This window comes from Mesorhizobium sp. WSM4842 (assembly GCF_055901575.1).
Genome location: NZ_CM148372.1, coordinates 802,561 through 821,850, shown reverse-complemented (window position 1 = coordinate 821,850; position 19,290 = coordinate 802,561). Strand labels below are relative to the sequence as shown.

Sequence of the window (19,290 nt, the reverse complement as noted above, 5' to 3'; positions counted from 1 at the left end):
ACTTTTCCCGCTTGACTGACCCGCCGTACGGAATACGCTGATGGGGAAAATACCGGCTCCGACCGCCGGGCGGCAAAAATGCCTCGTATGCCTCGCCTTCCGCGGCGGCGGCTGCGGGGCATTGTTATTTTGGGGATTTGCTTGGGACGGCGTATCGAAATCGGCATCCTTTACTCGCGGTCGGGCAACTACCGCCTGCTGTCCGAATCCTGCCGTTCGGGTGCGATGACGGCCATCGCCGATGTCAACGCCGATCCCGCCATCCCGATCGAATTCGTTCCGGTGGAGCGCGACCCGCAGGGCAACATCGATGGCTACGCGACGGGCTGCGCCGACATTCTCGGCAACAGCGGTGCGCGCCACATCATTGGCTGCATCACGTCATGGAGCCGCAAGGAGGTCATTCCGATCCTCGAGCGCGCCGGTGGCACGCTCTGGTACGCCTGCCCCTATGAGGGCTTCGAAGCGAACGAGCATGTCGTCTACATGCACGCTTGCCCAAACCAGCATCTCGTCCCGCTGCTGGCCCATGTCGTGCCGCGCTTCGGCGCCGACGGCTTCCTGCTCGGCTCGAACTACATCTGGGGCTGGGAGACCAACCGTGTCGCCCGCGACCTGATCGCCGACGCCGGCGGCAAGGTTTTGGGCGAGCGCTATCTGCCGCTCGGCGAGGTCGATGTCTCCAGGCTGATCGCCGAGATCCAGGCCACCCGGCCGGAGTTCATCCTGAACAACCTGATCGGCTCCTCGTCCTATGCCTTCATCGCGGCCTATGCCGAACTTGCCGAACGCGACCCGCATTTCAGGCCGGAGCGCTGCCCGATCCTGTCCTGCAATCTGACCGAATGCGAGTTGCCGGCGCTCAACGAGGCGGGCAATGGCCACCTTTCCGTCGGGCCGTACTTTCACGATATCTCGGTAGCGGATCGCCAGGGCGATTCGGCGCCCTCCATCATGCCTGCCTCGTCCTTCGAGGCGGCGGCCTATGCCTCGGTGCGGACGCTTGCCGAGATCCTCGCCCGCAATCCCGGCGCACAATGGCCGGACCTTCCCCAGGCCTTTGCCGGAACCTCGTTTCGAACCCCGCTCGGCGACATATCCATCGATCCGCAAACCCAGCACGCCACCTTGCCGGTGCAGATCGGGCGCATCGAGGGGACCGCATTCAAGACCGTCACGCTGACCAAGGGAGTGGCGCCCGATCCCTATCTGTCCCGCTATGACCGGACCGAGACGTTCGGCCGCCCACGCCTGAGGGTGGTCTCGTGAGCAAGGTCCCGCGCATCCCGAACCTCGGCGGCGCCAGGGCCTTTGTCCTGCATCGTCCGCATCCGACGGTGCAGGCGATCACGCGGCAATTGTCGGCCATCGGCCTCGAGACGGTCGGCTGCTGGCCGGAACTGCCGGCCGAGGCGCTGGCAGCGGATTTCGTCTTCTTCGATGCCGACCTCGGCTTCGACGAACAATTCCCATGGGCGCCGGGCGAGGCGCCGATGCCGCTGGTCGCGCTGATCGGCTCCGAAGCGCCAGGCCGCATCGAGTGGGCGCTGTCGCACAAGGCCGACGCCCAGTTGCTGAAGCCGGTCGGCAATGCCGGCGTCTACAGCGCCCTTTTGATCGCACGGCAGAGTTTCGAGGCGCGCAAGCTTTTGGCAAGCGAGATATCGTCGCTTCGGCTGCGCGTCGCGGAGCGCCAGACCATCGTGCGCGCGGTCGAGGCCTTGTCGAAAGGCGCCGAGGACGGCCGCGCCTATGCGCAGTTGCGGTCGCTGGCGATGAGCTGGCAGATCAGTGTCGAGGAGGCCGCGCGCAGGATCGTGGCGATGACGGAAGAAGGCGGCGATGACCAGTCCCATCGCGCCTGACCTTCCGGCAACCGGGCGCATGCCAATCAAGCCACGCGCCGGCGTCTGGCGGCGCCTGGTCAAGCGTCCTCTGGCATTGATCGGCCTGGGGATCGTTGCCGTCGTCTTGGCTGGCGCCATCCTGGCGCCGTGGCTGACGGGCTACGATCCGAACGAGCAGATGTTCGACGGGCTGACGCTTGAAGGCGCGCCTTTGCCGCCGAATGCCAGCTTCTGGCTGGGCACGGACCTGCTCGGCCGCGATCTGCTGACCCGCATCCTTTTCGGCGCACGCACCTCGCTGATCATCGGCATTGTCGCCAACGGCGTGGCGCTTTTGATCGGCACGCTGGTCGGCGTCACCGCGGGCTATTTCCGCGGCTGGATCGGCGGCGCGCTGATGCGCTTCACCGATCTGATGATGGCCTTCCCGGCGCTGCTGCTCGCCATCTGCCTGGCGGCGGTGCTCCAGCCGAGCCTGTGGATCGTTGCCATGGTGATCGCACTGGTGAACTGGGTGCAGACCGCGCGGGTCGTCTACACCGAGACCAGCTCGCTCGCCGAGCGCGAGTTCATCGACGCCGAGCGTACGATCGGTGCCAGCGCGCCACGCATCCTGTTTCGCCATATCCTGCCGCATCTGCTGCCGACGATCATCGTCTGGGGCACGCTCGGCATCTCGACCACGGTGCTGCTCGAAGCAACGCTCAGCTATCTCGGCATCGGCGTGCAGCCGCCAACCGCATCCTGGGGCAACATCATTTTCGAGAACCAGACCTATTTCCAGGCAGCGCCCTGGCTGGTCTTCTTTCCGGGCGCGGCGATCCTGGCGCTGGCGCTGGCCTTCAACCTCATCGGCGATGCGCTGCGCGACATCCTCGATCCGACGCAAAGGGGCCAGGCATGATCGCCTATCTCGGCCGCCGCGTCATTCAATCGCTGCTCATCCTGCTGGGCGTCTCGCTGATCACCTTTGCGCTGCTCTACCTGCTGCCCGCCGACCCTGTCCGCCAGATCGCCGGCCGCAGCGCCACGCCCGAGACGGTCGAGAACATCCGCCGGCAGCTCGGCCTCGATCAGCCCTTCATCATCCAGTACTGGCACTATCTGACCAGCCTGCTCAGCGGCGATCTCGGACGCTCCTACATCCAGCGTTCCGAGGTCACTGAGCTCATCGTCTCGCGGCTGCCGGCAAGCCTGCTTTTGATGGTCGGCGCCATCCTTTGCGAGCTGGTGATCGGCCTGACGATGGGCCTGCTTGCCGCCGTCAGGCGCGGCACCGCCACCGACCAGACGCTGATGGTCGCGTCCTTTGTCGGCGTCTCGGCGCCGCAATTCGTCGTCGGCCTGCTGCTCCTTTATGTATTCGCCGTGCGGCTCGGCTGGTTTCCGATCGGCGGCTACGGCACCTGGCGCCATCTGGTGCTGCCCTCGCTGACCATGGGCATCCTCGGCGCCGGCTGGTACGCCCGCATGATGCGCTCGTCGATGATCGACGTGCTGCGCCAGGACTATATGCGGACCGCCCGAGCCAAGGGCCTTGCGCGCGGCGCCATCATCTTCCGCCACGCACTTCCCAACGCCATCCTGCCGGTCATCGCCATGATCGGCATCGACATCGGCATCTTCATGGGCGGCATCGTGGTGGTCGAAAGCGTGTTCGGCTGGCCCGGCATCGGCCAGCTTGCCTGGCAGGCCATCCAGCGCGTCGACATTCCGATCATCATGGGCGTCACCCTGGTTTCGGCCTTCGCCATCGTGCTCGGCAATCTCCTGGCCGACACCGTCGCACCGTTCATCGATCCGCGCATCAAGCTCAGATGAAAACCAAAAAAAGACACGATAAAACCAGAGAAAGGGAACATGAGATGAAGAAAATCTTGACCTCCACCGTTGCGGCATCGGCGCTCGCGCTGATGCTCGGCATGACAAGCGCCCGCGCCGAAGACGCCATCGATCCGAACGCCAAGCAGGGCGGCGCGATCACTATCACCTACAAGGACGACGTCGCCACGCTCGATCCGGCCATCGGCTATGACTGGCAGAACTGGTCGATGATCAAGAGCCTGTTCGACGGGCTGATGGACTACGAGCCGGGCACCACCAACCTGCGGCCCGACCTCGCCGAGAGCTACGAGATCGCGCCCGACGGCAAGACCTTCACCTTCAAGCTGCGCCAAGGGGTGAAGTTCCACAATGGCCGCGAGATGACTGCTGACGACGTGAAATATTCGCTTGATCGCGTCACCAATCCGAAGACGCAGAGCCCGGGCGCCGGCTTCTTCGGCTCGATCAAGGGCCATGAGGATGTCGCTGCAGGCAAGGCGGAAAGCCTGGCGGGCGTCACCGTCGTCGACCCCTACACGATCAAGTTCGAACTGACCCGGCCCGATGCCACCTTCCTGCATGTCATGGCCATCAACTTCTCGCATGTCGTGCCGAAGGAGGAGGTCGAGAAATACGGCGCGGACTTCGGCAAGCATCCGGTCGGCACCGGGGCTTTCAAGTTCGCCGAATGGACGCTCGGTCAGCGCGTCGTCTTCGAGCGCAACCCGGATTACTGGCATAAGGGCCTGCCCTATCTCGACAGGATCAGCTTCGAGATCGGCCAGGAGCCGATCGTCGCCCTGCTGCGGCTGCAGAAGGGCGAGATCGACATTCCCGGCGACGGCATTCCGCCGGCCAAGTTCCAGGAGGTGATGTCCGATCCCGAGCAGAAGGCCCGTGTCGTCGAGGGCGGCCAATTGCACACCGGCTACATCACCATGAACACCACCATGGCGCCCTTCGACAATGTGAAGGTGCGGCAAGCGGTCAACATGGCGATCAACAAGGACCGTATCGTCCAGCTGATCAACAACCGTGCGGTGCCGGCCAACCAGCCGCTGCCGCCGTCGATGCCCGGCTACGACAAGGAATTCAAGGGCTATCCCTATGACGTGGCCAAGGCCAAGGCTTTGCTTGCCGAGGCCGGTCATCCCGACGGTTTCGACACCCAGCTGTTCGCCATGAACACCGATCCCAATCCGCGCATCGCCCAGGCGATTCAGCAGGATTTGGCGGCCATCGGCATCAAGGCCAGCGTCCAGTCGCTCGCGCAGGCCAATGTCATCGCCGCCGGCGGCGACAAGGCCGGCGCGCCGATGATCTGGTCCGGCGGCATGGCCTGGATCGCCGATTTCCCCGATCCGTCGAATTTTTACGGACCGATCCTCGGCTGTGCCGGCGCGGTCCCTGGCGGCTGGAACTGGTCGTGGTACTGCAACAAGGATCTCGACGCCAAGGCGGCGGAGGCCGACTCGATCGTCGATCCGGCCAAATCAGGCGAACGTGCCAAGATGTGGAGCGAGATCTACCGCAAGATCATGGAAGACGCGCCCTGGGCGCCGGTCTTCAACGAGCAGCGCTTCACCATGAAATCCCCCCGGATGGGCGGCGCCGACAATCTCTATGTCGACCCCGTCCATATCCCGATCAACTACGACAATGTGTATGTGACCGATGTGCAATAACTGCGACTACACCATCCATGGGCGCCATCACCATTTCGGCTGGGACAATTCCTTTGTCCCGACTGAGCGGGTAGCGCCCGGTTCGACGATCGAGTTCCAGTGCCTCGATGCGTCGGGTGGCCAGCTTCAGGCCGACAGCACCGTTGCCGACGTCGCTTTGCTCGACTTCGCCAAGGTGAACCCCGTCACCGGGCCCATCTATGTCGACGGGGCTGAGCCGGGCGACGCGCTGAAGATCACAGTTGAGGCGTTCAAGCCGTCGGGCTTCGGTTGGACGGCGAACATTCCGGGGTTCGGGCTGCTCGCCGACGATTTTCCGGAGCCGGCGCTGAACATCTGGAAATACGACGCCGCCTCGCTCGAGCCGGCGCTGTTTGGCAGACAAGCCCGCGTGCCGCTGAAACCGTTTGCCGGCACCATCGGCAACGCGCCAGCCGAAATGGGCCTCCACTCGGTGGTGCCGCCAAGGCGTGTCGGTGGCAATCTCGACATCCGGGATCTCGCGGCCGGCACCACGCTCTATCTGCCGGTGGAGGTGGCGGGTGCGCTGTTTTCGGTCGGCGACACGCATGCCGCGCAGGGCGACGGCGAAGTGTGCGGCACGGCGATCGAAAGCCCGATGGATGTCGTGCTCAAGCTCGACCTGGTCAAGGATGCGCGGCTGAGGATGCCGCGCTTCACCACGCCCGGCCCGGTGACGCGCCATCTCGACGCCAAGGGCTATGAGGTGACGACCGGCATCGGACCGGACCTGATGACCGGCGCCAGGGAAGCGGTCTCGCAGATGATCGACCTGCTTGCCGGCCGCTACGCAATGGACCCGGTCGACGCCTACATGCTGGTTTCGGTCTGCGGCGATCTCCGGATCAGCGAGATCGTCGACATGCCGAACTGGGTGGTGTCGTTCTACTTCCCGCGCTGCGTCTTCGAATGAGCAAAGGCGCAGGCAATAAGCGGACCGGGGTTTTTGTCCCGGCCGTTTCGGTCACGGCCGGACCGGTGCTGGAGATCTCCGGCCTGACCGTCAGCGTGCGTGGCGAAGACGGCGAGCGGCCTGTTGTATCAGACCTATCGCTGACGCTTGCGCGCGGCGAGACGCTTTGCATTGCCGGTGAATCCGGCTCCGGCAAATCGATGATGGCGCTGGCGATCATGCAGTTGCTGCCGCAGCCGGCCGCCCGGATAGAATCCGGCAAGATCCGGCTTCGCGATATCGATCGAGGTGACATCGATCTGGCTGGGCTCGATGAGCGTCGGATGCGCCGCATTCGCGGCGACCGCATCGCGATGATCTTCCAGGAGCCGATGACATCGCTCAATCCGGTGCTGTCGATCGGCCGGCAGCTGGTCGAGTCCATCGAGGCCCATACCGGCCTGTCCCGCGCCGAGGCGCGCCGGCGCGCCATCGAGGCGCTGAAGGCTGTCCGCATCCCGGAGGCCGAAAGCCGGCTAAAACAGTTTCCGCACGAACTGTCCGGCGGCATGCGCCAGCGCGTGATGATCGCCATGGCGCTGGCGCTGAAACCGGATGTGCTGATCGCCGACGAGCCGACGACGGCGCTCGATGTCACCGTGCAAGGCGAGGTGCTGGAACTGCTGCGCGATCTGCAGCGCGAGCATGGCACCAGCGTCATCCTCATCACCCACGACATGGGCGTGGTCGCCGAAATGGCCGATCGCGTCGTCATCATGCGGCACGGCCGCATGGTCGAGGAGGGAACAGCCGCCGATATCTTTGCCCGCCCGCAAGCCGACTATACGCGTGAACTGCTCGCCGCCGTGCCGCGCATTGGTACCGGCGTCGGCCGCCAAAAATCCGCCGAGCAAAAATCCGTCGAAGCGGAAATGCCCGCAAGCGTGGCGGTGGTCAACGATCTGCATGTCCATTTCGACCTGCGCGGTGGCTTCTTCGGCCAAGTGAACCGCCGTGTCCACGCCGTCGAAGGCATCAGCTTTTCGATCGCGCCGCACGAGACGCTGGCGCTGGTCGGCGAATCCGGCTGCGGCAAGTCGACCACAGCCAAGGCGCTGGCCGGGCTTGTGCCCTACCACGGCGATATCGTGATCGGCGGGCGCAATCTGGCAGGCCTTGGCCGTGACCAGCGCAAGGCGGTTCGCCGCGACGTGCAGATGATTTTCCAGGATCCCTATGCCTCGCTTGACCCGCGCATGCGCGTCGGCGACCTCGTTGCCGAGCCGCTGTTGATCCATGGCATCGCCTCGAAGGAAGAGCGCAGCCAGCTTGTGGCGGCATTGTTCGAACGCGTCGGCTTGTCGGCCGACCAGATGGAGCTTTATCCGCACGAATTCTCGGGCGGCCAGCGCCAGCGCATCTGCATCGCCCGCGCGCTGGCGCTCAGGCCCAAGCTCATCATCGCCGACGAAAGCGTTTCGGCGCTTGACGTGTCGGTGCAGGCCCGCGTGCTCGACCTGCTGAAGGAACTGCAGCGCGAATTCGCCATCGCCTATCTGTTCATCTCGCACGACATGGCGGTGGTCGAGAACATTTCCGATCGTGTCGCCGTCATGTATCTCGGCCAGATCGTCGAAATGGGCACCCGCGATCAGGTCTTTTCAAACCCGCGCCACCCCTACACGAAGCGCTTGATCGAGGCCGTGCCGGTGCCCGATCCGGCAAGGCGCCGGCCGCGTTTTGCGCGTCTCGACCAGGAGATCCCGAGCCCGACTCGAAAAATCGGCGAAGAGCCGCCGAAACTGGCCCTGAAGGATCTTGGCAACGGTCACCTCGTTGCTGTTTCCTAGAGCATTTTGCAGCCAAACGTCTTCGTTTGGCGTCCGACAAAATGCGTTAAAACAAAGAGTTAATGCATGTCGCGCAAAAGTGTGCAGCGGTTTTGCGATAACGACATGCATAAAACAGCAACCTTAAAGCGCGTCGCATGAGGCCGGTCGAACGCGACGCGCTTTAGGGCGCCGTTTTGGTTCCACCAAAACGCAAAGCGCTCTAACGTCTGCGCCGTCCCCTCAAACCTGATCCGCGATCAGCCGGTATTGGTCGGGCCGGCGATATCTGGCGAAGTCGAAATTCACCTTGCGGCAGACGGCGATGAGGTCGAGATCGGCGCGATGGACGATCACCTCGTCGTCGAGCGATATCGCCTGCGCTGCGATTTCGCCGGTCGGGGCGATGATGCAGGAGCCGCCGATCAAGGCCTGGCCGTCCTCGACGCCGGCCTTGGCCGCTGCCGCGACCCAGACCGTATTCTGATAGGCGCCGGCCTGCATCGGCAGATGATTGTGGAACATGCGCAGATGCGCCAGCGCCGGCGCCTCATCGAGCAGCAGCGGCGTGTTGTAGCCGATAAGGACAATTTCCGCGCCGTTGAGGCAGAGCATGCGGTAGGTCTCCGGCCAGCGCCGGTCGTTGCAGATCGCCATGCCGACGCGCACGCCGCGATAGACGAAGACCGGAAAGCCGAGATTGCCGGGCTCGAAATAACGCCGCTCGAGATGGACGGTCGTGCCCGGTTCCGGCTCACTTGATCCCGGCACATGGATTTTGCGATAGCGCCCGACAAGCTTGCCGTCCTGCCCGACCAGATCCATCGTGTTGAAACGGCCCCCGTCGACGTGCGTCAGCTCGGCATAGCCGAGCGCGAAGCCTATCTTGAGCCGCGCCGCGGTGTCGTAAAGGCGCTGCGTCTGCGGGCCCGGCATGGCCAGCTCGAAGAACGCCTCGATCTCGGCCTGGTCGTCGATCCGCCAGCGCGGAAAGAAGGTTGTCAGCGCCAGTTCGGGAAACACCGCGATTTCAGCGCCGGCGGCCGCCGCTCTTTCCAGAAGCGCGACCAGCCGGTCCACCGTTTCGGCGCGTTGCGCGCTTTTCTGAATCGGGCCGGTCTGGCAGACCGCGATGGTCAGGTCTCGAGCCATGGCGTCGTCTCCCCAATAGATTGCAGTTCAGGCTGCGGCGGTCACCATGATCTCGACGCGATAGCCGTCGCCGGCGAGCCGGCCTCGACCGTTGCCCGGAAGCGTTCGATTGTCATGCGGTCATCCTTGCTCACGGTGCTTTTTCCTCCGGCGCGGATGTCGCCCCGATCCGGCCAGGCGCAAGATCGCCCGGCTCGATGCCTTGGCGCAACAGTTCATCCGGCAAGCGTCCGGTGCCGATCAGGTCGCGACATGCCCTGGCCAGCGCCGGCGATGTCTTGATGCCGTAGCCGCCCTGGCCCGCTAGCCAGAAAAAACCCTCGGCCTTGGCGTCGAAGCCGACCACCGGCGAACCATCGCTCACGAAACTGCGCAGTCCCGCCCATTGGTGTTCTATCCGGCGCACGTCGATCGTCGTCGCCCGCTGCAGGCGATCGACCCCAACGGCGACGTCGAAATCGTCGGGAAAGGCGTCCATCGGCTCGCTCGGGGTCGCATCCGCAGGCGAGACGAAAATCCGGCCGGCGTCCGGCTTGAAGTAGAATTCCTCGCCGACATCGTTGACCAGCGGCCAGCCGGCAATGGAGACGCCATCTGGTGCTGCGACATGGAAGGCGGTGCGTCGCTTCGGCACCAGGCCGATCGGCGCAATTTTGGCCAACGCAGCGACCCTGTCCGCCCAGGCGCCGGCTGCATTGACAAGGATCGGCGCGGCGAACAGTCCCTGGCTCGTCGTCTGCAGGATCCAGCGACCCTTGTGCCGCTCGATCGCGTCGACGCCCGCATTGGTGACGATCCGGCCGCCACGCTTGCGCGCATTGCGCAGGAAGCCCTGATGAAGCTCGTGGACGTCGATCTCGCGACAGCCTGGTTCGACGATCGCACCGGCGACATAATCGGCTCGCAGCACCGGCACGCGCTCCAACGCCTGTTCGGGGCTGACCCGGTGGATCGACGGCACGAGTTGCCTGGCCTTTTCGAGTTCCTCTTCAAGCCGGCCCAGCTGATCCTGGCGCGCGATGGTCAGCATGCCGCGCGGAAGCATCAGGGGATGATCGCAAAAGCCCTCGGGCGGCGTTTCGAGAAAAGACCGGCTGGCGATCGCCAGCCGTCGGATGACGGCGTTGCCGTAATTCTCCGTAAAGCTCGCGGCCGACCGGCCGGTGGAATGGTAGCCGCAATGGCTTTCGCGCTCGAGCAGGATGACCGACGAGACTGCCGCCAGTTCATAGGCCGCACTCGCTCCGGCAATGCCGCCGCCGATGATCGCGATATCGGCTTCTTGTATCGAGGCGCCGCTGGGAGACTTCATCGCTAGTTCCTCTGCACAGTGATTTTGACAGGTGGGCCGATCGGCAGCGATCATCGACAATTCCTCTCAGCCAATCTCAGTGGCAAATCGCAAACGTTGGAGATTGGCCGAAACACCCCTCCACTTCGTCATCCCAGGGCGGAGCAAGGAGCGAAGCGACGCGGCGCAGACCCTAGGATCCATGCCGTTACGCCAGCCGAAGAATGCAGCGGACCAGAACCGAACGCTACCACCCCGTTCCGCGAAAAAGCTCGAACCACTGCGGATTGGTCTTCTCAATCAGCTCGATCTTCCACTGGCGTGGCCAGCGCTTCAGCGACTTCTCGCGCTGGATGGCATCGCGAATGTCGAAATATTCTTCGTACCAGACCAGACGCTGCACACCGTAGCGGCTGGTGAAGCGCGAGCCCTGGCCGGATTTGTGCTCCGGCATGCGGCGGCCAAGATCGTTGGTGACACCGATGTAGATCGTGCCGCGCTTCTGGCTCGCGGTCATATAGGCATAGCCGGTCAGGGTGGAAGGGTAGCTGGCACCGTTGCGGATGCAAGCACCGTTCTGAGCCGTTGCATTCCTCGGCTGAGGTAACGGAATGGATCCCAGGGTCTGCGCCGCGTCGCTGCGCTCCTTGCTCCGCCCTGGGATGACGAGGTGGCTTATGGCTAATCGCAAACCCTCGAGATTGGCAGGAGGAGATCGGTCGGCGGCAACCATCACAGCCTCCTTCAGGCTCAGTCAAAGAACCAAATCCTCTGTGCAGAGGAAACTAGTAACCGCGTCTTGGATCGACAACGCCGAGCAGCTTTTCGCCGCGCCGATAGCGGCTGAGATTGTCTGCGAACATATCGAGGGCTTTCTCCTCCCAGCCTTCGTAGACCGACGAGCAATGCGGCGTGACGATCACGTTCTCATACCGCCAAAGTGGGTGATCCGCCGGCAGCGGCTCGGTCGAAAACACATCGAGCGCGGCGCCTTTGATGCGGCCGCCGTCGAGCGCCGACAGTAGCGCTGCCTCATCGACGACGCCGCCACGCGAAACGTCGATGAGCACCGCTGACGGCTTCATCGCGGCAAACGCCGCAGCGCCGATCAGCCCGCGCGTCGCCTCCAGCAGCGGCACGCAGCAGGCGATGAAGTCGGCCCGGCCGCAAAGCCCCGGCAATGCCTCGATGCCGTGAACCTCGTCGACATCGGCGGTTGGCCGGGGATGCGCACGCACGCCGAGCGTCGTCAGCCCCAGGGCCTTGGCGCGCCGGGCCAATGCTTGCCCGGTCCTGCCGAGGCCGAGCAGCAGCAAGGTCTTGCCCTGGATCGGCTCGACCGTGCCAGCGATCCATGTCCGCGCGCGCTGATGCCTGGCGAAATTTCGAAGACCCAGCGAGAAGGACAGCATCGCCCCCAGTGCGTACTCGGCCATCATGTCGGCCGCGACCCCGGCGGCGTTCGTCACCGTCACATTTTCGGGGTTCCAGCGACCCAGATGATCCGTCCCCGACCCGCCGACCGACACCCATTTCACCGTCGGGCTCTCCAGCAGAGCGGAGCGCGGAAAGCGCGCGGTGCCGTCGAAGCGCACCGAGTAGACGATCTCGGCTTTTGTCTGTTCGATCAAAGCGGCCAGACCGGCGTAGCTGTCACAAGGATAGACCGACAGCCCCGGATGCCTTTCGCGCAACAGCTTCATCGCCACCGCCGGCGCGTTGGTGTGGAGGATTACGGCAGGGCCGACTGTCATCGTCATGATGCAGGGCCGATGCGCGGCGCTGCTGCTGCCGCGATGCGCCGATGCACGCCATCCAGGCTTTCTGCGAAGGCGTCAAAGACATTCCGGGCCGTGAGCTCGCGCAAAACCTGTTTGTTGAGCCCGCCGCGCGTTGCATAATCTTCCGCCAGATCCATGAAGCCGGTATCCGGCGCTGTTTCCGGTGCGTTGGCCAGCGCTTTGAAAATGGTGACGATATAGTCGCGCGCTTGCGCGTCCGCGACGCCATGCTCTGTCAGCCAGCCATGGATTGTATCGAGATATTTGAAATAGCTGGCAAATGTCGCGGTAACGACGCTCAGCGCGTCGAACTCGCTCGGATCCTCGACCTCGATCACCTTCCCCAGCCGGCCGAACAATGCCGCCATGCGCCGATCGGGCGGACAGATGATTGTCGCGCCCTGCCTGTGAGCGATCATCGGCATGGGGAGTGCTTTTGTCACGTGCTCCACGGGAGCGATCAACGCGGCTATCTCCTCGCGCGACAGGGTGGCGATCAAGCTGACGACGTGATGGTCCCGACGAAACCGCAATTCTGCAAGCACGTCACGCGCAATCTGCGGCCGAACCGCGAGCATGATCGTATCGCAACTGTCGAGGACAGCCTGATTATCCGGTGCAACGCGTACATCGCGGTAGCGAAGCGCCAGGCCGGCAGCGATTTCTTGATTACGAGGCGACAGGAGCACCGATACGGAATTGTCCGCGGCGGATTTAAGTCCGGTGACAATCGCGGCTGTGAGCGCGCCTGTGCCGATGAAGCCGAGTTTCATTGGGTTACCTGTGCCGTTGGTTCTGGATCGTCGTCAGCCGACAAAATAGTACCAGCTCGGCAGGACTTTGGGATCAGAGCACGCGATCGGCATTCTTGCGACGCTCAGAGCCACCGCCGCACGCTTTGCTTGTAGTCGCGATACGCATCGCCGAAGCGCCGCTCGAGATAGGCCTCCTCGCGGGCGACGACGCCGTAGCGGATCAGGATTGCCAGCGGCAGCGTGAGGACAAGGATCCAAATATTCTGCGCCGCGACGCCGATGCCGCCATAGATGAGGAACATGCCGAGGTAGATCGGATTGCGCGTCCAGCCGTGGATGCCGGTCGTCACCAGCACGCGCGTCGGCTCATTGGTCGGCACGGGCGTCTCCGCGCGCAAGAAGTTGCGAATGCCCGCGGCGAAAAGCGCAAAACCGATCAGGATCAGCGAGCCGCCGATGATCCAGGTGACCTGGTCATTCCCCGGAATCGGGAACTGCAAGCGCAGCAGGCGATCCAGCACGAAGCCAATCAGAAAAGCGGCGAGAAAGAGCAGCGGCGGCCTCGCGATGACGCCTGCGGTTCCGCTGTCGGTTTGCCCAGCCATTTCCATCTCTGCTCCCGCAGATGCTGAGGGCTATGAAGCCCATAGCCTCTAGAGATGACAATCAAGGTGTCATTCTAGAAGTTGACAACAGCGGTGTCAATCGCAGAAGTTGGCACGGAAAAAGGGAAACAAAAAAATGGCGTCGGCACGACACGGGACTGACCGAGCGACGGGAGCCCCCATCGTCGACGGCAAGGCCGAGGCGATCACCGAGCTGATGCTCGAAGTGGCCCAGTGCTTCTTCAGGATACGGGCTCTCGGCCAGAAGACAGGGCTCATCACCAGTTGGGGCGGCGGTGCGTTCGGCTTCATGCGCAGCCTGGCGCTGCTTGGTCCGCTCACCGTGCCGCAGATTGCCCAGATGCGCCCGACCAGCCGTCAGCGCATGCAGCGGCTGGCGGATGAGCTTGCGGCCGAGGGGCTGGTCGAATTCATCGACAATCCAAAACACCGGCGCTCGAAGCTTGTGCAGCTGACGCGCAAAGGCGCCGCGCGCTATGGCGAGCTGAATGCCCAGCTCTTGGCGATCGCCTCGACCATGGGCGTCGCTCTCGACGAAGCGGATATCCGCAAGACCGCCGAGGTCGTGCGGCAGCTGAGCGACGATGTGAAAGTGCGGTCGGAGCGGCTGGGCTGACGCAATGGCTCCGGCGCCATTGAAGGGAATTCCTGCTTGGGCGACCCCCCGAACTCGTGCCGTTTCAGCCTGGATGCGCTTGGCCGTTTTCCACTTCCGTCCGGGTCCGCCGGCGAACGATTGCCAACCGGAACCTCTGCGGAGCTGAGGCGTTCGAACCGCAGAAGCTGAGAGCTGCGCCACCGCAAAAGAGTACTGCAATGGCTCAGAAGATAACGACAGGCACCAACGACCGGCCACGCAACGAAACCATCGGCCAATCCGGTGAAGGTCTGCCGGGCAGCACGCCGCTTGAAGTCGACGAGACCGCCGCCCGGGTGCGAAGCAAACTGCAGGGCAAACCCGAGCAACTTGGGGAAGCCAACGCCGACGCGGCAGGCATTGCTGGCGCCGGCGAGCATATGTGTCACCGCTGCGCGGGGACAGGCATGATCGACGGCCGCACCTGCCCCGAATGCGGCGGAACCGGAAAGGTGACGACGCCGGTAGGCTAAGGCGACCAGGAGAGCGATCACGCTTGGCGGCAAAGCGCCAAGGGGCCCATGGCAATTGCGCGGATCAGATCGCCGGCACCCACTTCCAGAACACGCCCTCCATCTGTTCGGGGTAGTGCTTGAACTCGCATTCGAAGCGCCATCCGTAAGTCTTGGCGGCCGCCAGCGCTGCCGGGCTGACCGGGTTCATGCCCGTTCCCGGCGCGAACCAGTCCTCCAGCAGGTCGTCGGGTATGTAGGCGCCGATCCTCAGAGGCAGCTTTTCGAGGACGACATCCATTTCCTCAGGTGCGGACAATGGCCTCTCCCTTCAAGAGCTATCAACGAACAAGTCATCTGAAACCGATTGGGTTCCAGACAATGGCAGAGTGGAAGGGAAACGTGATGGGCGACTGTCTCTCGATCTGCACATTTCAGGCCGCCCGCCGCCGCCGGTTGGTCGAACGCCGGCTAGCGTGTTCTCACAAGGTTGCAGATGGAGCTATGGGGCATACTTGACGACCGCTTGTGGGCGCCTTGCCGTCCGGCAGGACCGGGGCCGGAAGCAGACCGGCAACTTCTGGTGTCCGAAAAACGATAGCGGACATTCGGACGGCCGCGATGCGTGCGAACGGCGACCTTGTCGCTTATTGTCGTGAACGGTGTGGAGGTCTGCACAGCATGGCATGGGCTGACCGGCTTCGGGGGCGGCGTTGCAGCTCACTTCGGGAGAGGCTAAAGTCGAGACAGGCTGCATAATATGCCGAGGAGCACCTGATATGGCGGAGGGCGCGACGGTCCGCTGGCTGGTTCGTCTCACTCCAGTTGCGGGTCGCAAAGTCGACGATCTCCTGAAGGTTCCACTGAGCCTTGATGTCTGGGAACGGGAAGCTGACGCCGTCGTGGCGGTTGCCTCAGAGCAGACGATTGCCGAGCTCGAGCGCCGACGAATAGCTGGCGTCGAGCGCCTCCGCACGATCGCCGACCTGGAAAGTGGAGCACCCAGCTCCGATCACCTCGACGGGAAATCCGAGGGTCCTTGATCAGGCTCGCTTTATCGAAGGAAGGAGATGGTCGCATGAACCTGATCGCCAAGGTCACGTCTTCGGGACTGCAGAAGCCGCTTGGGGACGTTCTTCGAGTGCCGCTGGGCATCGACGTTTGGGAGGTCAAGCCGGATCACCTGATCCTTCGTGCAACCGAGGCTCAGCTGGACCGCCTGTCCAGCATGGGCTACCTCGTCGAGCAACTCGAGGATGTGGCGCGGCACCTGTCCACCTTCGCCAGCGCCGAGGCGGCGGAGCAGTATCATTCGGCAGCCAGCCTGGAGGAGGAGCTGCGGCAGCTTGCGGAAGCGAAGCCGGACATCGCCCAATTGATCGAGATCGGCCGAAGTATCGAGGGCCGGCCCATCCTTGCCTTGCGGATCGGGGACCGTCGCGGCGGTGTTCCCAAGGTTCTCTTCATGGGCTGCCACCACGCGCGCGAGTGGATCGCCGTGGAAGTGCCCTTCCTGCTCGCCAAGGAACTCGTCGAGCGGGCTGACGAGGCGCCGATCGCAGGTTGGCTTACGAGCGGAGAAGTCTGGGTCGCCCCGCTGGTCAACCCGGACGGCCATGAACACAGCCGGGCACAAGAGCGGCTTTGGCGCAAGAACCGCCGCAGGAACGACGACGGCTCGTTCGGCGTGGACCCGAACCGCAACTATGGCTACATGTGGGGCATTCTTGACGTGCCCACTTCCAGCCACGTGCCGAGCGACGAGACCTATGTCGGCCCGCGCGCTTTCTCCGAGCCGGAGACCCAGGCGGTCCGCGATCTCATAGGCTGCGAACGCTTCGCCGGCGTGATCACCTATCACAGCTACTCTCAGCTCATACTCTACCCCTGGGGCTACACGGAGAAGCCCATACCGGACGTTCAGCATCGGGAGCAGATGGTGGGGATGGCCCAGGAGATGCAAACCCTGATTAAGGGGGTGCATGGCAAGACCTATGTCCCGCAGCAGTCTTCCGAGCTCTACTCAACCGCGGGCGATACAACGGATTGGACCTACGGGACCTACGGCATACCGTCGTTCACGGTCGAACTCAGGCCGCGCACCTTCGAAGAAGGCGGGTTCATCCTGCCGCCAGACCAGATCCTGGCGACCTGGGAGGAGAACCGTCCGGCTGCATTCCGGTTCGTCGAACAGCTCCTGGCGGCGCCTGTGGCAGCATAGGAGGCGGAGGACGACCGGTCCCGGAATTCCGGAACGAGTTCGGAGGAACCGGTTGCGATCATCGAGCTAACCGAAGGAGAACGCGCGTTCCGCGTAAAACGCGCGCGATCAAGATGCTTGGGGTTCGGCCGGTGAGCCCATCTGGGCCGCATTTTCGGTTGCTGGCGAGAGACCGTCTGCCGCCCCTTGCACTGTTCGGCGGCGGCTTGATCGTCCCCGGGTGCTCGCCAGCGAGTTAAGCTTCAGGCCAAAGAAAGGCTCGGGGCACGACTCGCGCAAGGGAGCAAGGGTGGCCATCGCTATAAGCGATGGCTCGTTTGTCCGCACCCCGGTCATTCAGCGCTTTGCTCACGACCCTCTGCTTGCCACCCCTTCTACGACGTTCGCCACTGCTGAAGGCTAAGGCTGTTCAGGGTCAAGGGTTGCCTATCAGGGCCGGAGCGTCAGGGTCCTGATTGGGGTCGTAAGCTGAAATTCAAGCTGACACGATTTCGGACCAGCGCACAAAATGATGTGTACCGATCATGATACGTCACGTCGGCAAAGACCCTCACAAATCTGTCGACCTCGGCGCGCATCCGCTGCCTCGAGAGCCTTGCGGCGAAGCCTGACGATTGGTTGGCCGCCGACAAGGATGCCACGATCGCGCATCGGCGTCGGCTTATCCTGGCGGTACGGCCGTCACCTCGTCAGTGATCTTTGAATCAGATTTCGTCGCCCCGATAGCGCGGTCGCCGGTGAGAAGCGAAACGTGCTCGAAGACGACCGGTTTTGTCGGATAATCGCGGGAAACGGCAGCGAACAGGAGCTTGTCACGGGTTCGTTGCGTCTCCTTTTTGGCGAGGCGCCCGGCCTTGAGCCGCTGCACCACGATCTGGCTTTCGCCCACCCGAATATTGTCAGCCTGGAGCAGAACCCTCCGTGTGCCCACCAGGGCCTCGCGACTTAGATCAAGGTTTTCCCCCATCAACTCGCGCTGAGCCATGCGCAACATCTGCCGAGCCGCCGAACGGTAAACTGTGTTGTGCGGATGATCGACAGGGCCCTGCTCGGCCCACCTCAACTCGAATTGCTCGTCGAACTCGCTGGTGCGTGCCGCCGGCGCCGCCGCGTTCATCCATTTGAGCGTCGACCGGATGACCGAAAGGAAGCGCAGATAAGGCGCCCGGTCGGACCGTGATCGCAACCGCAACACATCCTCATAATAGAAGCGTCTCGGACATTTCTCGTAGCGTTCGATGGCCTCGACTGCGATGCCTTGGGATGAGTCGAACTCGCCAGAGAGTGGCGGATAGGCGGGCTAGTCTTCCGGATGAGTTCGTCCAGAGCGCTGATTGCCGCCTTGTCGACCAGGCTATCGAGAGGGTCCAAGTCGTTCATGGTCGTTGAGGCGCTGGCGACCATGCGCGGCTTGGGTTTGTCTTTGACCTTTGCACGCTGCTTGGTGGTCTGGCTGGCGACCGAACCACTGAAGTCGATCTCGAGGTATTCCGACATCCGGGTCGGCGTCTCGGTGAGTATCAGCTTCACCAGGTGAGTCCTGACCTCGCCGGCGATTTCGTCGACGTCGGTTGGACTGAACCCGCGGCAGTTCAACGCCACGATCTTGCCGGCGCGGGTCATGACCTCGCGCACCAGGCGACCAGTCAGCTCGCGCCGCTTGCCGCCGTTGCGGGCGAAGTAGACGAGCGTCTGGGTTTTCCATCTCGAGGGCGCCTCAAGCAGCATGGCGCCCGACCTGTCAGACTGGAGGACCTCGGCGATTTCCTCTTCGACGTCGGCAAATCGCGTGTACGGACGGCCGTCTCTCTCCCGTACCGAGGTTAGTGGCACGGGGCGAAGCATGAGTGCATCTGGTGTCGACGAGTCAATCATATCCCCCTCAAGCCGGCATTATGCTGAGTCGGAAAAAGCGCAGGAAGGATTTTTTTGAAGAATTCGCGAAAATCTTTCGGCTAGCAATCAAACAGCGCCCGGCCCGGCTTGGACGGTCACTCAGCCTAGGATTGTCGCGACGAGGCTATCGCGGACGGCGGATGAGCGGGATATGAGCAAAGCCGTTATGGCGCTGTTCGTTGTTTGTTCGCTGAAGGTCGCATAAGATTGCAGAGAGGAATGCGTTCGGAACGGATCTAGCCGTAACGGACCTTTCCATTCGGCCAACCTCAATGACTGAAAACGGGCGAGTTGCAGACGTTCGGCATCAGCCGCCCGAACCCAGATAGCGGAGTGATATTGAGCAACACCCCATCTCGGCCTGTGATCGTCGCAATGCCG

At 63.3% G+C, this 19,290-nt stretch carries 20 protein-coding genes; 11 read left to right on the top strand and 9 right to left on the bottom strand.

What is annotated here, in order from left to right; all coding sequences use genetic code 11:
- Positions 1 to 141: 141 nt before the first annotated feature.
- The 7 genes from AC0NIE_RS03835 to AC0NIE_RS03805 are packed head-to-tail and all read left to right on the top strand — an operon-like array spanning position 142 to position 8,119.
- Complete coding sequence (locus AC0NIE_RS03835; protein ID WP_473485641.1) at positions 142 to 1,269, top strand: transporter substrate-binding protein; 1,128 nt, start codon at positions 142 to 144, stop codon at positions 1,267 to 1,269.
- Complete coding sequence (locus AC0NIE_RS03830) at positions 1,266 to 1,865, top strand: ANTAR domain-containing response regulator (protein WP_065009964.1); 600 nt, start codon at positions 1,266 to 1,268, stop codon at positions 1,863 to 1,865. The genes AC0NIE_RS03835 and AC0NIE_RS03830 overlap by 4 nt, the downstream gene beginning before the upstream one ends.
- Positions 1,843 to 2,751 (top strand): ABC transporter permease, encoded by a 909-nt coding sequence (locus tag AC0NIE_RS03825; protein ID WP_473485640.1) that lies wholly within the window; start codon positions 1,843 to 1,845, stop codon positions 2,749 to 2,751. The genes AC0NIE_RS03830 and AC0NIE_RS03825 overlap by 23 nt, the downstream gene beginning before the upstream one ends.
- Entirely contained in the window at positions 2,748 to 3,668 is a 921-nt protein-coding gene (locus AC0NIE_RS03820; RefSeq protein ID WP_473485639.1) for an ABC transporter permease, read from the top strand. The genes AC0NIE_RS03825 and AC0NIE_RS03820 overlap by 4 nt, the downstream gene beginning before the upstream one ends.
- Before the next feature lie 44 nt (positions 3,669 to 3,712).
- Positions 3,713 to 5,356: an ABC transporter substrate-binding protein gene (locus tag AC0NIE_RS03815; RefSeq protein ID WP_473485638.1), complete on the top strand. Its 1,644-nt coding sequence runs from the start codon at positions 3,713 to 3,715 to the stop codon at positions 5,354 to 5,356.
- Entirely contained in the window at positions 5,346 to 6,290 is a 945-nt protein-coding gene (locus AC0NIE_RS03810; protein WP_473485637.1) for an acetamidase/formamidase family protein, read from the top strand. Before AC0NIE_RS03815 ends, AC0NIE_RS03810 begins: the two co-directional genes overlap by 11 nt.
- A complete protein-coding gene (locus AC0NIE_RS03805) occupies positions 6,287 to 8,119 on the top strand; it encodes an ABC transporter ATP-binding protein (RefSeq protein ID WP_473485636.1) in 1,833 nt (610 codons plus the stop codon). Before AC0NIE_RS03810 ends, AC0NIE_RS03805 begins: the two co-directional genes overlap by 4 nt.
- Positions 8,120 to 8,341: 222 nt before the next feature.
- Here the strand turns inward: AC0NIE_RS03805 and AC0NIE_RS03800 are convergent, their stop codons facing one another.
- The 6 genes from AC0NIE_RS03800 to AC0NIE_RS03775 form a co-directional block, all read right to left on the bottom strand.
- Positions 8,342 to 9,250: a nitrilase-related carbon-nitrogen hydrolase gene (locus AC0NIE_RS03800; protein WP_473485635.1), complete on the bottom strand. Its 909-nt coding sequence runs from the start codon at positions 9,248 to 9,250 to the stop codon at positions 8,342 to 8,344.
- 130 nt (positions 9,251 to 9,380) lie between these two features.
- Entirely contained in the window at positions 9,381 to 10,562 is a 1,182-nt protein-coding gene (locus AC0NIE_RS03795) for an NAD(P)/FAD-dependent oxidoreductase (protein ID WP_473485634.1), read from the bottom strand.
- A gap of 226 nt (positions 10,563 to 10,788) precedes the next feature.
- Positions 10,789 to 11,076, bottom strand: a complete 288-nt coding sequence (locus AC0NIE_RS03790; protein ID WP_292488799.1) for a GIY-YIG nuclease family protein — start codon at positions 11,074 to 11,076, stop codon at positions 10,789 to 10,791.
- Positions 11,077 to 11,326: 250 nt separating this feature from the next.
- On the bottom strand, positions 11,327 to 12,301 hold the full coding sequence (locus AC0NIE_RS03785; RefSeq protein ID WP_473485633.1) for a D-2-hydroxyacid dehydrogenase: 975 nt from the start codon (positions 12,299 to 12,301) through the stop codon (positions 11,327 to 11,329).
- Positions 12,298 to 13,095: a pyrroline-5-carboxylate reductase gene (locus AC0NIE_RS03780; protein ID WP_473485632.1), complete on the bottom strand. Its 798-nt coding sequence runs from the start codon at positions 13,093 to 13,095 to the stop codon at positions 12,298 to 12,300. Before AC0NIE_RS03780 ends, AC0NIE_RS03785 begins: the two co-directional genes overlap by 4 nt.
- Positions 13,096 to 13,199: 104 nt before the next feature.
- Complete coding sequence (locus AC0NIE_RS03775; protein WP_473485631.1) at positions 13,200 to 13,682, bottom strand: methyltransferase family protein; 483 nt, start codon at positions 13,680 to 13,682, stop codon at positions 13,200 to 13,202.
- Between the two features lie 136 nt (positions 13,683 to 13,818).
- Here AC0NIE_RS03775 and AC0NIE_RS03770 point away from each other — a divergent pair, with 136 nt between their 5' ends.
- Positions 13,819 to 14,319 carry a MarR family winged helix-turn-helix transcriptional regulator gene (locus tag AC0NIE_RS03770; RefSeq protein ID WP_473485630.1) on the top strand — a complete coding sequence of 167 codons (501 nt, stop codon included), beginning with the start codon at positions 13,819 to 13,821 and terminating at the stop codon, positions 14,317 to 14,319.
- A 200-nt stretch (positions 14,320 to 14,519) separates the two neighbouring features.
- Positions 14,520 to 14,813 carry a hypothetical protein gene (locus AC0NIE_RS03765; RefSeq protein WP_473485629.1) on the top strand — a complete coding sequence of 98 codons (294 nt, stop codon included), beginning with the start codon at positions 14,520 to 14,522 and terminating at the stop codon, positions 14,811 to 14,813.
- A gap of 64 nt (positions 14,814 to 14,877) precedes the next feature.
- Here AC0NIE_RS03765 and AC0NIE_RS03760 read toward each other — a convergent pair whose 3' ends face one another.
- The gene (locus AC0NIE_RS03760) at positions 14,878 to 15,111 is read right to left on the bottom strand and encodes a hypothetical protein (RefSeq protein ID WP_473485628.1); all 234 of its coding nucleotides are present in this window, start codon (positions 15,109 to 15,111) and stop codon (positions 14,878 to 14,880) included.
- A gap of 460 nt (positions 15,112 to 15,571) precedes the next feature.
- Here AC0NIE_RS03760 and AC0NIE_RS03755 point away from each other — a divergent pair, with 460 nt between their 5' ends.
- Positions 15,572 to 15,835 (top strand): hypothetical protein, encoded by a 264-nt coding sequence (locus AC0NIE_RS03755; protein ID WP_473485627.1) that lies wholly within the window; start codon positions 15,572 to 15,574, stop codon positions 15,833 to 15,835.
- Positions 15,836 to 15,870: 35 nt separating this feature from the next.
- Entirely contained in the window at positions 15,871 to 17,013 is a 1,143-nt protein-coding gene (locus AC0NIE_RS03750; protein WP_473485626.1) for a M14 family metallopeptidase, read from the top strand.
- Positions 17,014 to 17,674: 661 nt separating this feature from the next.
- Here AC0NIE_RS03750 and AC0NIE_RS03745 read toward each other — a convergent pair.
- Entirely contained in the window at positions 17,675 to 18,130 is a 456-nt protein-coding gene (locus AC0NIE_RS03745) for a hypothetical protein (protein WP_473485625.1), read from the bottom strand.
- Complete coding sequence (locus AC0NIE_RS03740; RefSeq protein WP_474045963.1) at positions 18,127 to 18,741, bottom strand: hypothetical protein; 615 nt, start codon at positions 18,739 to 18,741, stop codon at positions 18,127 to 18,129. Before AC0NIE_RS03740 ends, AC0NIE_RS03745 begins: the two co-directional genes overlap by 4 nt.
- Positions 18,742 to 19,290 lie beyond the last annotated feature (549 nt).

Bases quoted from the DNA above. Each gene is read 5' to 3' on its own strand.
- AC0NIE_RS03825 (WP_473485640.1), top strand. From the start codon at position 1,843: ATGACCAGTCCCATCGCGCCTGACCTTCCGGCAACCGGGCGCATGCCA.
- AC0NIE_RS03820 (WP_473485639.1), top strand. From the start codon at position 2,748: ATGATCGCCTATCTCGGCCGCCGCGTCATTCAATCGCTGCTCATCCTG.
- AC0NIE_RS03815 (WP_473485638.1), top strand. From the start codon at position 3,713: ATGAAGAAAATCTTGACCTCCACCGTTGCGGCATCGGCGCTCGCGCTG.
- AC0NIE_RS03810 (WP_473485637.1), top strand. From the start codon at position 5,346: ATGTGCAATAACTGCGACTACACCATCCATGGGCGCCATCACCATTTC.
- AC0NIE_RS03805 (WP_473485636.1), top strand. From the start codon at position 6,287: ATGAGCAAAGGCGCAGGCAATAAGCGGACCGGGGTTTTTGTCCCGGCC.
- AC0NIE_RS03800 (WP_473485635.1), bottom strand. From the start codon at position 9,250: ATGGCTCGAGACCTGACCATCGCGGTCTGCCAGACCGGCCCGATTCAG.
- AC0NIE_RS03795 (WP_473485634.1), bottom strand. From the start codon at position 10,562: ATGAAGTCTCCCAGCGGCGCCTCGATACAAGAAGCCGATATCGCGATC.
- AC0NIE_RS03785 (WP_473485633.1), bottom strand. From the start codon at position 12,301: ATGACGATGACAGTCGGCCCTGCCGTAATCCTCCACACCAACGCGCCG.
- AC0NIE_RS03780 (WP_473485632.1), bottom strand. From the start codon at position 13,095: ATGAAACTCGGCTTCATCGGCACAGGCGCGCTCACAGCCGCGATTGTC.
- AC0NIE_RS03775 (WP_473485631.1), bottom strand. From the start codon at position 13,682: ATGGCTGGGCAAACCGACAGCGGAACCGCAGGCGTCATCGCGAGGCCG.
- AC0NIE_RS03770 (WP_473485630.1), top strand. From the start codon at position 13,819: ATGGCGTCGGCACGACACGGGACTGACCGAGCGACGGGAGCCCCCATC.
- AC0NIE_RS03765 (WP_473485629.1), top strand. From the start codon at position 14,520: ATGGCTCAGAAGATAACGACAGGCACCAACGACCGGCCACGCAACGAA.
- AC0NIE_RS03755 (WP_473485627.1), top strand. From the start codon at position 15,572: ATGGCGGAGGGCGCGACGGTCCGCTGGCTGGTTCGTCTCACTCCAGTT.
- AC0NIE_RS03750 (WP_473485626.1), top strand. From the start codon at position 15,871: ATGAACCTGATCGCCAAGGTCACGTCTTCGGGACTGCAGAAGCCGCTT.
- AC0NIE_RS03745 (WP_473485625.1), bottom strand. From the start codon at position 18,130: ATGAACGCGGCGGCGCCGGCGGCACGCACCAGCGAGTTCGACGAGCAA.
- AC0NIE_RS03740 (WP_474045963.1), bottom strand. From the start codon at position 18,741: ATGCTGCTTGAGGCGCCCTCGAGATGGAAAACCCAGACGCTCGTCTAC.